This is a genomic window from Actinomadura nitritigenes (assembly GCF_017573545.1).
In the GTDB taxonomy this organism is placed as follows: Bacteria; Actinomycetota; Actinomycetes; order Streptosporangiales; family Streptosporangiaceae; genus Spirillospora; species Spirillospora nitritigenes.
Map to the genome: position 1 here is coordinate 171155 of NZ_JAGEOK010000011.1, position 12554 is coordinate 183708.

12 protein-coding genes are annotated in these 12554 nt (G+C 73.9%); 10 read left to right on the plus strand and 2 right to left on the minus strand.

Annotated features, from left to right (window positions below; all coding sequences use genetic code 11):
• Window positions 1-81 precede the first annotated feature (81 nt).
• From J4557_RS18845 to J4557_RS18860, 4 genes are all read left to right on the plus strand, one after another.
• On the plus strand, window positions 82-867 hold the full coding sequence (locus tag J4557_RS18845; RefSeq protein WP_208268022.1) for an SIR2 family NAD-dependent protein deacylase: 786 nt from the start codon (window positions 82-84) through the stop codon (window positions 865-867).
• 73 nt (window positions 868-940) lie between these two features.
• Window positions 941-2029, plus strand: a complete 1089-nt coding sequence (locus J4557_RS18850; RefSeq protein ID WP_208268023.1) for a S66 peptidase family protein — start codon at window positions 941-943, stop codon at window positions 2027-2029.
• Window positions 2026-2916: a hypothetical protein gene (locus J4557_RS18855; RefSeq protein WP_208268024.1), complete on the plus strand. Its 891-nt coding sequence runs from the start codon at window positions 2026-2028 to the stop codon at window positions 2914-2916. The genes J4557_RS18850 and J4557_RS18855 overlap by 4 nt, the downstream gene beginning before the upstream one ends.
• Window positions 2917-2918: 2 nt before the next feature.
• A complete protein-coding gene (locus tag J4557_RS18860; RefSeq protein ID WP_307799978.1) occupies window positions 2919-4046 on the plus strand; it encodes a glycerate kinase in 1128 nt (375 codons plus the stop codon).
• A gap of 22 nt (window positions 4047-4068) precedes the next feature.
• Here J4557_RS18860 and yczE read toward each other — a convergent pair whose 3' ends face one another.
• A complete protein-coding gene (gene yczE, locus J4557_RS18865; RefSeq protein ID WP_208268025.1) occupies window positions 4069-4695 on the minus strand; it encodes a membrane protein YczE in 627 nt (208 codons plus the stop codon).
• 100 nt (window positions 4696-4795) lie between these two features.
• Here yczE and yczR point away from each other — a divergent pair, with 100 nt between their 5' ends.
• Window positions 4796-6247 (plus strand): MocR-like transcription factor YczR, encoded by a 1452-nt coding sequence (yczR, locus tag J4557_RS18870; protein WP_208268132.1) that lies wholly within the window; start codon window positions 4796-4798, stop codon window positions 6245-6247.
• Window positions 6248-6269: 22 nt separating this feature from the next.
• Here the strand turns inward: yczR and J4557_RS18875 are convergent, their stop codons facing one another.
• Window positions 6270-6704 carry a CBS domain-containing protein gene (locus tag J4557_RS18875; protein ID WP_208268026.1) on the minus strand — a complete coding sequence of 145 codons (435 nt, stop codon included), beginning with the start codon at window positions 6702-6704 and terminating at the stop codon, window positions 6270-6272.
• 272 nt (window positions 6705-6976) lie between these two features.
• Here J4557_RS18875 and J4557_RS18880 point away from each other — a divergent pair, with 272 nt between their 5' ends.
• From J4557_RS18880 to J4557_RS18900, 5 genes are read left to right on the plus strand one after another with little or no spacing between them, the layout of a single operon-like run.
• On the plus strand, window positions 6977-8281 hold the full coding sequence (locus J4557_RS18880; RefSeq protein WP_208268027.1) for an NAD(P)/FAD-dependent oxidoreductase: 1305 nt from the start codon (window positions 6977-6979) through the stop codon (window positions 8279-8281).
• Window positions 8282-8295: 14 nt separating this feature from the next.
• Window positions 8296-9573 (plus strand): ABC transporter substrate-binding protein, encoded by a 1278-nt coding sequence (locus tag J4557_RS18885; RefSeq protein ID WP_208268028.1) that lies wholly within the window; start codon window positions 8296-8298, stop codon window positions 9571-9573.
• Complete coding sequence (locus tag J4557_RS18890; protein WP_208268029.1) at window positions 9570-10505, plus strand: carbohydrate ABC transporter permease; 936 nt, start codon at window positions 9570-9572, stop codon at window positions 10503-10505. The genes J4557_RS18885 and J4557_RS18890 overlap by 4 nt, the downstream gene beginning before the upstream one ends.
• Window positions 10505-11335, plus strand: a complete 831-nt coding sequence (locus tag J4557_RS18895) for a carbohydrate ABC transporter permease (RefSeq protein WP_208268030.1) — start codon at window positions 10505-10507, stop codon at window positions 11333-11335. The genes J4557_RS18890 and J4557_RS18895 overlap by 1 nt, the downstream gene beginning before the upstream one ends.
• Window positions 11336-11344: 9 nt before the next feature.
• Window positions 11345-12523, plus strand: coding sequence for an ABC transporter ATP-binding protein (locus tag J4557_RS18900; protein ID WP_208268031.1), 1179 nt, complete (start codon window positions 11345-11347; stop codon window positions 12521-12523).
• Window positions 12524-12554 lie beyond the last annotated feature (31 nt).

The following is a 12554-nucleotide window of genomic DNA, read 5'->3' on the forward strand; positions in this document are numbered from 1 at the left end:
AGAGCCGGTCGGGCCGTGACGCACCGTAGCGGCCGCCCGGAACCGGGCCGCGCGGGATCGTTCGGCCCCTAACCTTGAGGAATGGACGCACCCCTCACGCTCGCCGGGCTGCTGCCGCAGGCGACGTCGATCACCGTCCTCACCGGCGCCGGGATCTCCACCGACAGCGGCATCCCCGACTTCCGCGGCCCGCAGGGCGTGTGGACCAAGGACCCCTCCGCCGAGGCCATGTCCACGATCGGCGCCTACATCGCCGACCCGGAGGTGCGCAGGCGCTCCTGGCGGGCCCGCCGCGACCATCCGGCCTGGCACGCCGAGCCGAACGCCGCGCACGCCGCCCTCGTCGAGCTGGAGCGGGCCGGCCGCCTCCGCGCGCTGATCACCCAGAACATCGACGGGCTGCACCAGCGGGCCGGGTCCGGCCGGGAGACGGTGATCGAGATCCACGGCACCATGCGCGACGCGGTGTGCCTGTCCTGCGGCCTGCGCACTCCGATGCCGGAGGTCCTCGCCCGGGTCGACGCGGGGGAGGACGACCCGCCCTGCACCGCCTGCGGCGGCATCCAGAAGTCCGCGACGATCTCGTTCGGGCAGGCGCTGGAGCAGGACGTCCTCGACGCGGCGATCATCGCGGCGCGCTCCTGCGACCTGTTCCTCGCCGTCGGCACCTCGCTCACCGTCCAGCCCGCCGCCGGGCTGTGCCTGGAGGCCGTCGACCACGGCGCCCGGCTGGTGATCATGAACGCCGAGCCGACCCCCTACGATGGGCTGGCGGACGCGGTGCTGCGCACGCCGATCGGCGAGGCGCTGCCGCGGCTGGCCCGCATCGCCCTCGGCAGCGGGCGTCGATCCGTTGGCGGGTCGTGACCGGGCGCCCCTTCCGCTGGCGGCCGGATCCTGACAAGCTCTATCCGTTGCGGTGCGAGGAGGGATCGGGTTGATGAGCGGGGGCGCCCGCGCGGAGGGGGTCGAGGGGCCGTCCGACGCGCCCGCCGCAGGCCTGCCCGGCGAAGGGCCGGCACGGGGGAGGACCCGCAGGTACGGCCGTCTGCGCCCGGGGGACCGGGTCGCGGTCGTCGCGCCCAGCGGTCCCGCCGAGCCGGAGCGGCTGGAGGCGGGCTGCGCGGTGCTGCGCGACCTCGGCCTTGACGTCGTGGTCGGCAAGCACGCCCTCGACCGTGTCAACCTCGGCGCCGCGGGCCCCGTCCGCGACGACTGGCACCGGCTCGCCGGCGCCGACGCCGACCGCGCCGCCGACCTGCAGGCGGCCTGGTGCGACCCGCGCGTCCGCGCGGTGCTCTGCGCGCGCGGCGGCTACGGTGCCACCCGCGTCCTCGACCATCTCGACTGGGACGCCCTCGCGGCCGCCGCGGAGGCGGACGCCGCCCCGAAGATCCTGCACGGTTCCAGCGACATCACCGCGCTGCACGCGGCGTTCGGCGCGCGCCTCGGGGCCACCACGTCGTTCGGCCCGATGCCCGCCGGCCTGATCGCCGACCTCGGCGGCCCGGACCCGGACGGCGACCTGGCCGCCGCCCTGGACGGCCTGCGCGCCGCGCTGTTCGGCGGCCCCGTCGCGCTGCCCGGCACGCACGCCCTGCGCCCCGGACGCGCCGAGGGCCCGCTCACCGGCGGTACCCTCACCCTGATCACCGCACTGCTCGGCACCCCGTACGCCCCGCCGCCCGCGAAGGGCCGCATCGTTTTCCTGGAGGACGTCACGGAGGCGCCGTACCGGATCGACCGGATGCTCGTCCAGCTGCTCCAGGCCGGCTGGCTCGACGGCGCGGCGGGCGTCGCGCTCGGCTCGTGGGAACGCTCCGGCGACCCGGCCGAGCTGGACGCCGTGTTCGCCGCGCGGCTCGGGCCCCTCGGCGTCCCCGTCCTCGCCGGGCTGCCCGCGGGGCACGGCGCCCGGCAGGCCACGCTCGAGCTCGGCGCGCCCGCCGCGCTCGACGCGTCCGGCGATCTGAACCCGGGGCCGGACGGCGGCGTACTGACCGTGGAAGCGCCGGGAGGTGTGCGATGAGCGGCCGGCACGCCCGTCCCGACCCGTGGGACGACGGAACACTGGACTCGCTGCTGGTACTGGTGGCCGAGAGCCTCGGTTACGCCTGCCATCGGGCGCCCGGCGAGGTGATGCTGCTGGAGGGCGCCAACCGGCTGCACGTGAGCATGCGGGACCTGCGGCAGCTGGCCCGGATGGTGCCGCGCGACGACTGGCCGGCACTGGTGTCCGACCACGTCACCACGATCGTCACCGCGATCGAGGAGCCCCTCGACCTCAGCGACTTCGACCTCGCCCAGCACCTGCTGCGCACCCGGATCTACCCGGCCGAGGCCGACAACGGCGTGCTCGCGGCCCGGCCGTTCGCGCCCGGGCTGATCGAGGCGGTCGTGGTCGACACCCCCACCACCGTCCGGACGGTCACCACCGACGAGATGAACGGCTGGCCGGTCTCCGGCGACGCGCTGTTCATGCTCGGCCGCGCCAACGTCCGCGCCGACGGACCGCTCCAGCTCGACGAGCAGGACCTCGGCGGCGTCCGGGTGTCGGTGCTGCACGGGTGGACGTTCTACGCCGTCACCCACCTGGCGTGGCTGGAGGAGTACCTGCCGATCGGCCCGCACGGTGCACTGGTCATCGCGCCGAACCGGAGCCTGATCGTCGCGCACGCGCTGCGGATGTCGGAGGTCCACCCGCGGGCCCGCTACCGCGCCGCCGTGGCCGCCGCGAACGAGCTGCAGGCGCAGGCGCACCGCGCCTACGAGGAGGGGCCCGGGTCGCTCAGCCCGCACCTGTACTGGTGGCGCGGCGGCGAGCTGACCTACCTGGAGACCCGGTACGAGGGCGACTCGCTCGTCCTGCCGCGCGACTTCACCTCCGTGCTGGCCACGTCGACCGCGGAGTACTGAACGTGAAGATCGTCATCGCTCCCGACTCGTTCAAGGGGAGCCTGTCCGCGGCGGAGGTCTGCGCGGCGGTGGAGGCCGGGGCGCTGCGCGCCGTGCCGGGCGCCGAGGTGGTCCGCGTGCCGATGGCCGACGGCGGCGAGGGCACCCTCGACTGCTTCGTGGCCGCGCGCGGCGGCGACCTGGTCGAGGTCGCCGCGACCGACCCGGTGGGCCGTCCGGTGAAGGCGGCCTATGCGCTGTCGGGCGACGGCCGGTCCGCCGTCGTCGAGCTGGCCGCCGCGTCCGGCCTCCCGCTGGTCGAGGACGTCCCGGCCGACCCCATGGGCGCCGGCACGGCCGGCACCGGCGACCTGATCGCCGACGCCGTCCGGCGCGGCGCTCGGGACGTGCTGGTCTGCATCGGCGGCAGCGCCAGCACCGACGGCGGCACCGGGCTGCTGCGCGCGCTGGGCGTCCGCTTCCTGGACGCGGACGGCGCGGAGCTGCCGCCCGGCGGCGCCGCGCTGGCGCGCCTCGACGCGGTCGACGACTCGGGCGTCCCGGCCGCGGTGCGCGACGTCCGGTTCCGGGTCGCCTGCGACGTCACCAACCCGCTCGTCGGCCCGGAGGGCGCCGCCGCGGTGTTCGGGCCGCAGAAGGGCGCCGATCCCGCGCAGGTCCGGGAGCTGGACGCGGCGCTCACCCGGTTCGCCGACGTGGTCGCCGGGCGGTTCGGCGTCCGCGTCCACGACCTGCCCGGCGCGGGCGCGGCCGGCGGCACCTGCGGCGGCCTGGTCGGGGTGCTCGGCGCGGAGCCGTCCGGAGGCGCGCGGCTCGTCGCCGAGGCCGTCGGCCTGGACGGCGCGCTGGACGGCGCCGACCTCGTGATCACGGGCGAGGGCCGGGTGGACGGCCAGAGCGCCGGCGGGAAGGTGGTCTCCGCCGTCGCCGCGCTGGCCAGGGACCGCGCGATCCCCGCCGTCGCGCTCGCCGGCGGCGTCACGGGCCCGCTGGACGAGCTGCACGGCCTCGGCCTCACCGCCGCCTTCAGCATCGCCGACGGGCCCCGCACGCTGGACGCCCTCAAGGCCGAGGCCGCGCCGCTGCTGACCGCCCTCGCGGAGCAGGCCGTCCGCCTGGCCGCGCGCTGACGGCCAGACGGCACGCCGACGGTCAGACGGCGGCCGGTTCGGGCTCCTCGGCGGGCTCCGGCGCGTCCGGCGTCCCGATCCGCAGGGCCGGCACGAACACGTGGGCGAGGGGACCGATCGCCACGGCGTACAGGACGGTGCCGACGCCGACGGTGCCGCCGAGCAGCCAGCCGACGCCGAGGACGCCCAACTCGATGCCGGTGCGCACGACCCGGATCGAGTGCCCCCGCGCGGCCAGGCCGGTCATCAGGCCGTCGCGCGGGCCCGGTCCGAGGCCCGCGCCGATGTAGCAGCCGGTGGCGAACCCGCCGACCAGCACCCCGAGGAGCAGGAACGCCCAGCGGGCGGCGAGCGCGTGCGGGCTCGGCAGGAGCCAGAGGAACAGGTCGGCGAACGCGCCGACGAGCACGACGTTGCTGATCGTGCCGAGACCGGGGCGCTGCCGCAGCGGGATCCAGGCGAGCATCACCACCGCCCCCGCGATGATGATCCACGTGCCGATCGACAGCCCGAACCGGCGGGACAGACCCTGGTGGAAGACGTCCCATGGATCGTTCCCGAGCCGGGAGGACACCTGCAGCGCGATCCCCAGGCCGTACAAGGCCAATCCCGCATAGAGCTGCACGAGGCGCCGCGCCATCAAGGCCATTTCTTGCTCCAGGTGGGTATAAGTTCCGATTCCTGCCCTATTCTGCTGGGGAGTGGCCTGGTAACGACAGGGCCAATATGTGAAAGTGGTCTGTGTGAGCATGCGTTACGTCAGCGGCACCCAACTGGCCCGGCTGCTGGGCGACGTCCCGCGCGAGCGTCCCGTCTACGCCGCGCTCGCCCGCGCCGTCCGGACCCTCGTCCTCGACGGCCGGCTCGCGCTGCGGACCCGGCTGCCCGCCGAGCGGGACCTCGCCGCCGCGCTCGGCGTCAGCCGCACCACGGTGACCGCCGCCTACGACCGGCTGCGCGAGGAGGGCTACATCGAGAGCCGGCAGGGCGCGGGGAGCTGGACGGCGCTGCCGCCCGTCCGCATGTCGTCCGCCGAGCCGGCGCCCGGCGGGCGCTACGGGATGGCGCACCCCGTGCCCGACGACCCGGCGTTCGTCGACCTCGGCTGCGCCACGCCCGGCGCCCCGCAGATCTTCAACGAGGCGGTCGCCGCCGCCGTGGAGGAGCTGCCCCGCTACAGCGGCGGCCCCGGCTACGAACCCGCCGGGCTGGCCGGGCTGCGCGAGGTGATCGCCGCCGGCTACGAGGCGCGCGGCGTGCCGACCCGCCCGGACCAGATCGTCGTCACGACCGGCGCGCAGCACGCGTTCACGCTGCTGACGCAGACGCTCGTGGAGCCCGGCGACCCGGTGATGGTGGAGCGCCCGACCTACCCGCACGCGCTGGGCGCGCTGCGGCGGCGCGGCGCCCGGCTCGTCCCGGTCGGGGTGAACGAGGGCTGGGACATGGAGCTGGTCGCGGGCAGCATGCGGCAGGCCGCCGTCCGGATGGCCTACACGATCGCCGACTTCCACAACCCGACCGGCCTGCTGATGTCCGCCGACGACCGGGCCGCGCTGGTGGACGCGGCGCGCCGCGCGGACGCGTTCGTCGTCGCCGACGAGACCTTCGCCGACCTCGCGCACGACCCGGACGCGCCGCGCATGCCGCCGGTCGCCGCCTACGACACCGGCGGGCGCGTCGCGACCATCGGGTCGGCGTCCAAGCTGATGTGGGGCGGGCTGCGCATCGGCTGGATCCGCACCACGGGACCGCTCGCCCGCCGGCTCGTGCTCGCCCGCGAGCCGTTCGACATGGCCAGCCCGGTGCTCGACCAGCTGATCGTCCGCGAGCTGCTGCTGCGGATCGACGACGTGCGGGCCGAGCGCGCGGCGACGCTGCTGCGCAACCGGGACGCGCTCGCCGCCGCGCTGCGGGAGCTGCTGCCCGGCTGGGAGTTCCGCCTGCCCGACGGCGGCATGTCCCTGTGGGCGCGGCTGGGCGCGCCCGTCGCCACCATGCTCGCCGAGGCCGCCGAGCGGCTCGGCGTGCGGGTCGTCGCGGGCCCGGTGTTCGGGGTGGACGGCGTCCTGGAGGACTACGTCCGCCTGCCCTACGTCCTGCCGCCCGACACCCTGCGCGACGCGGTGGAGCGGCTCGCGCACGCCTACCGCGAGGTGCAGGCGGCCCCGGCGCCGCGCCCGCTGCCCGCCTACGTCTGACGGACGCCCCGGGCGGGGACGGTCACGGCGCGCGCTGGATGTAGTCGACGAGGTGCTCGCGCTCGCTCTCCAGCTCGTCGATGGCGCTCTTGACGACGTCGCCGATGCTGACGATGCCGGCGAGGCGCCCGCCGTCGACGACGGGGACGTGCCGGAACCGGTTCTCGGTCATGGTGCGGCGCAGGTCCTCGACGTCGTCGGCGGGACCGCAGGTGCGCACCTCGGTGGTCATGATCTCGGACACGGGGTGGTCGAGCAGCGCCGCGCCGCGGTCGTGCATGCGCCGCACGATGTCGCGTTCGGTGACGATGCCGGCGATGGCCGCGCCGTCCGGCGAGACCACCGCCGCCCCGATGTTGTGCTCGGCGAGGACGGCGAGCAGCCGGCGCACGGTGGCGTCCGGCGTGACCGTCGCCACCGCGTCTCCCTTCCTCCGCAGGATCTCGCGAATCCGCATGGCTCACGCTCCGGTGCCGGTATCGGACCCGTGGCGGGGCGTCCGCCGGGGGGCTGTCCTGACAAGGTCGCATGGTTCGGCGTCCGGGAAAACCCCGGCACGGTACATCATTTCCGGACGGGTGCCGGGCCGGTGACGCGCCGAGGGATGCCCGGCGCGTCCTGACAGGTCGTGTTCACCCGACCCCGGTCCGTGGAAGTGGATCACGCGTCACGTAATGTGGTCTCTTGATCACTCAGTGAAGGCCGTCCTAGGTGACCAGGGAGCCCGCCGTGCCCGTACCGCGAATTGTGATCATGGGCGCCGGCTTCGCCGGCTACAACACCGCCCGCGCGCTGGAGCGCCTGCTCCGGCCAGCCAAGGCCGAGATCGTGATGGTGGCGCCGTTCGGCTACACGCTGTACCAGCCGCTGCTGCCGCAGGTCGCGGGCGGCGTGCTGGACCCGCGCGCCATCGCCGGGCCGCTGCACCGGCTGCTGGGCCGGACCCAGCTGCTGCCGGGCAAGGTGCGCGCCGCGGACCTGCACGAGCGGACCATCGACGTCGAGAAGATCGACGGGACGAAGGTGACGGTGCGCTACGACCGGCTCGTCCTCGCGGCGGGCAGCGTCACCCGCACCTTCGACATCCCGGGCCTGAAGGAGCACGCGCACGGCCTGAAGAACCTCGCCGAGGCGGTCTACCTGCGCGACCACGTGATCGCCCAGCTGGAGCTGGCGAACGCGAGCATGGATCCGGTGGAGCGGGCCGCGCGGCTGGGGTTCCTGGTCGTCGGCGGCGGCTACTCGGGCGTGGAGACCTGCGCGAACCTGCAGCTGCTCACCACCAAGGCGCTGCGCCGGTTCCCGCGCCTGGACCCGGCGCTGCTGACCTGGACGCTGATCGACATCGCCCCGAAGCTGCTGCCGGAGCTGGGCGAGCGGCTCGGCCAGGAGGCGATGCGGCTGCTCGGCCGCCGCGGCGTCGACATCCGGCTCGGCACCACCCTCGAACGGCTGGAGCCGCACTGCGCGCACCTGACCGACGGGACGACGCTGCCGTGCCGCACCGCGATCTGGACGGCCGGCGTCACCCCCAGCCCGGTGCTCTCCACGCTGAACCTGCCCGCCGACCGCGGCCGGGTCCGGGTCGGCGCGGACCTGCGGCTCGTCGAGTTCCCCGACGTGTACGCGGTCGGCGACGCGGCCGCCGTGCCCGACCTGGCGCGCGGCGGCGGCGACGCGGTGTGCCCGCCGACGGCGCAGCACGCCACCCGGCAGGCCCGCGTCGCCGCGCACAACGTCGCCGCCTCGCTGCTCGGCCACGAGCCCCGCGAGTACCGGCACAAGGATCTCGGCCTCGTGGTCGACCTCGGCGGCGCCCAAGCGGTCGCACGGCCGTTCGGGGTGGAGCTGACCGGGATCGTCGCGCAGGCCGTGACCCGCGGCTACCACCTGCTGACGGTCCCGTCGGTGTCGGCGCGGGCGCGGGTCCTCGGCCAATGGCTGATCCACGCTGCGGCCGGCGACGACCTGATCCGGCTCGGGCTGCTGGACCCGCGCACCAGCAGCCTCGTCGACGTCGAACACAGCTTGTGACGAGGGCGCTGCCGATGGGGCGTGCACTGTCCCCGGCGGGCGTGCCCGCCGGGCGCCGCGTGATGGCGGCGCTGATGGCCGTACTGACCGCCGGTCTGGCGGCCGGCTGCGCGTCGGGCGCCTCGGGCACCCGTGTCGTGAACCTGTACAACGCGCCGCAGGAGAGCATCGGCGCGATCGCCGCCCGGTGCAACCGGGAGGCGCACGGCCGGTACCGGATCGTCGTGAACACGCTGCCGCGCAGCGCCGACGACCAGCGCGAGCAGCTGGTCCGGCGGCTGGCCGCGCGCGACTCCGGGCTGGACGTCCTCGGGCTCGACGTGACCTGGACCGCGGAGCTGGCGCAGGCCGGCTGGATCCGCGAGTGGACCGGCCGGTACGGCGCGGAGGCCCGCAAGGGCACCCTGCCCGGGCCGCTGGCCACCGCGACCTGGGAGGGCCGGCTGTACGCGGCGCCCTACAACACCAACGTCCAGCTGCTGTGGTACCGCTCGGACCTGATTCCCCGTCCGCCGTCCACCTGGGCGGGGCTGATCAAGGAGTCGGAGCGGCTCGCCGCCGAGGGCAAGCCGCACTACGGCGAGGTCACCGGCGCGCAGTTCGAGGGGCTCGTCGTCTGGTTCAACAGCCTCGTCGCGTCCGCCGGCGGGCGGATCCTCAGCCCCGACGGCCGCCGGGTCGAGCTCGGCCCGTCCGCGGTGACGGCCTTGCAGACGATCCGGGCGTTCGCCCGGTCCAAGGCCGCGGCCGACCCGTCGATCTCCAACACCAAGGAGGACGACGCGCGGCTGGCGGTGGAGTCGGGACGCGGCGCCTACGAGATCAACTGGCCGTTCGTGTACGCGTCGATGGCCAGCCTCCAGCCCAAGCTGGTGAAGAAGTTCAAGTGGGCGCCCTATCCCGGCATCACCGGGCCGGGACGCGCGCCGCTCGGCGGGGCGAACTTCGCCGTCAGCCGCTACAGCGCGCAGCCGGACGCCGCGTTCCAGGCCGCGCTGTGCCTGCGCGACCCGGAGAGCCAGCGCACCGCGGCGATCAGCGACGGGCTGCCGCCGGCCGTCGAGTCGGTGTACTGGGCGCCCGGGATGGCGAAGGCGTACCCGATGCGGCAGGCGATCCTCGACTCGCTCCGGAACGCCGCCGCCCGCCCCATGACCCCCACCTACCAGAACGTGTCGACGGTGACGGCGGTTCGGCTCTCGCCGCCGTCGGCCATCGACCCGCCCCGCACGCTGCGCTCGCTGCGGGGCCTCATCGAGGACGCGTTGCAGAGCAAGGGGGTGCTTCCATGAACGAGGAGTTGAGCAGCACGGAGGCCATCCCGGTGGCGGGCCGGGCGGTGGCGGTGCCGAGCGCGAACCGCAGGTCGGAGCGGCGGCTCGGCTGGCTGCTGTGCACGCCCGCCGCCGTGGTGATGCTCGCGGTCACCGGCTGGCCGATCGTCTACTCGGTGCTGCTGTCGCTGCAGCGCTTCGACCTGCGCTTCCCCGACCGGAAGGCATGGATCGGGGTGGACAACTACACGACGGTGCTGGGCAGTTCGTTCTGGTGGAACGCGTTCGCCGTCACCGTGCTCGTCACGGTCGTCAGCGTCGCGGTGGAGCTGGTCCTCGGCATGGTGATCGCGCTGGTGATGTACCGGACGATCGTGGGCCGCGGGCTGGTGCGGGCCGTCGTGCTGATCCCGTACGGGATCGTCACCGTCGCCGCCGCCTACGGCTGGAAGTACGCGTGGACGCCCGGCACCGGGTTCCTCACGCGGCTGCTGCCGGCGGGGTCCGCGCCGCTCACCGACCACTTCCCGGCCATCGGGATCATCATCCTCGCGGAGATCTGGAAGACGACCCCGTTCATGGCGCTGCTGCTGATGGCGGGGCTGGCCCTGGTCCCCGAGGACGCGCTGAAGGCGGCGTCGACCGACGGCGCGACGGCCTGGCAGCGGTTCACCCGGATCACGCTGCCGCTGATGAAGCCGGCGATCCTGGCCGCCCTGCTGTTCCGCACGCTGGACGCCTTCCGGATCTTCGACGACATCTTCGTGCTCACCAACGGCGCGCAGAACACGGGCTCGGTGTCGCTGATCGCCTACCACAACCTGATCGGCGGGCTGAACCTCGGCATCGGCTCCACCATGTCGGTGCTGATCTTCCTGGCCGTCGCCGTGATCGCGTTCGTGTTCGTCAAGGTGCTCGGCACGAGCGCGCCCGACGCGGGGAGGCGCTGATGGACCGCACCGCGGGCGGGATCACCCGCTGGAGCCTGGTCAACCTGGTGGTCCTGCTATACGCGCTGGTCCCGGTGGTGTGGATCGCGTCGCTGTCGTTCAAGGACCCGTCCACGTTCTCCAACGGCACGTTCTTCCCGACCAAGTGGACGCTGCGCAACTACAGCGGCATCTTCGACAACGCGGACTTCGTCCGCGGGCTCGGCAACTCGATCGGCATCGGGCTGGTGTCGACGCTGGTCGCGATCGTGATCGGCACGATGGCCGCGTACGCGGTGGCCCGGCTGGACTTCCCCGGCAAGCCGCTGGTGCTCGGGCTGTCCCTGCTGATCGCGATGTTCCCGCAGATCTCCCTGGTCACGCCGCTGTTCGAGATCGAGCGGACGCTCGGGCTGTTCGACACCTGGCCGGGCCTGATCCTGCCGTACATCACCTTCGCGCTGCCGCTGACCATCTACACGCTGTCGACGTTCTTCAAGGAGATCCCGTGGGACCTGGAGAAGGCCGCCAAGATGGACGGCGCCACGCCGTTCCAGGCGTTCCGGCGGGTCATCGTCCCGCTGGCCGCGCCCGGTGTGGTGACGACCGCGATCCTGGCGTTCATCGTGTGCTGGAACGACTTCCTGTTCTCCATCTCGCTGACGTCCTCCAGCCGGGCGCGGACCGCGCCGGCGACGATCTCGTTCTTCACGGGGTCGTCGCAGTTCGAGGACCCGACCGGGTCGATCGCCGCGGCGGCCATCGTCATCACCGTGCCGATCGTGGTGTTCGTGCTGGTGTTCCAGCGCCGGATCGTGGCCGGGCTGACGTCCGGCGCGGTGAAGGGATGAGGCGGCGCGATGGCTGAGATCGTGCTCTCCGGGGTCACCAAGCGCTACCCCGACGGCACCACCGCCGTGCAGGACCTGGACCTGTCGATCGCCGACCGGGAGTTCATCATCCTGGTCGGGCCGTCCGGCTGCGGGAAGTCCACCACCCTGAACATGATCGCGGGGCTGGAGGACATCAGCGAGGGCGAGCTGCTGATCGACGGCCGCCGGGTCAACGACCGGGCGCCCCGCGAGCGGGACATCGCGATGGTGTTCCAGTCCTACGCGCTGTACCCGCACATGACGGTCCGGGAGAACATCGGCTTCCCGCTGAAGCTCGCCCGGATGAACAAGGCGGAGGCCAACGCCAAGATCGAGGAGGCGGCGCGGATCCTGGCGATCGAGCCGTTCCTGGACCGGCGGCCCGCGCACCTGTCCGGCGGGCAGCGGCAGCGGGTGGCGATGGGACGCGCCATCGTCCGCAACCCCAAGGCGTTCCTGATGGACGAGCCGCTGTCCAACCTGGACGCCAAGCTGCGGGTGCAGATGCGCACCATGATCTCGCGGCTGCAGAACCAGCTCGGCACGACCACCGTCTACGTCACGCACGACCAGACCGAGGCGATGACGCTCGGCGACCGGATCGTGCTGATGCGGCGGGGGATCGCCCAGCAGGTCGGCGCGCCCGAGGAGCTGTACGACCATCCGCACAACCTGTTCGTGGCCGGGTTCATCGGCTCGCCGGCCATGAACTTCCTGCCCGCCGACATCTCCGGGGGCGCGCTGCACTCGGTGCTCGGCGAGATCCCGCTGTCGGACCGGATGCGGAAGGCGCTGGCGGCGCACCACTCGCCGGACCGGGTGGTCATGGGCGTGCGGCCGGAGGCGTTCGCGGACGCGAGCCTCGACCGCCGCCGCGAGCAGGACGTCGGCGAGCTCCGCTTCGGCGGGCGGGTCGAGATCCTCGAGTCGCTCGGCGCGGAGAAGTTCGCCTACATCGACCTCGAGCCGGGCACGGTGGTCGACTCCGAGCACCTCACGGACGCGTTCCAGGGCCATTCTCCCGGGCACCGGCACGCGCAGATCGTCGCGCGCCTGGACCCGAGGTCCGAGGCCCGCGAGGGCCGCATGCTCGACCTGGAGTACGACCCGGCCTCCATCCACCTCTTCGAGCCCGAGACGGGCCTCAACCTGACCGAGCACGTCTGACCGCGGCGCCGCCCGGCGTCGCGGTCGACGC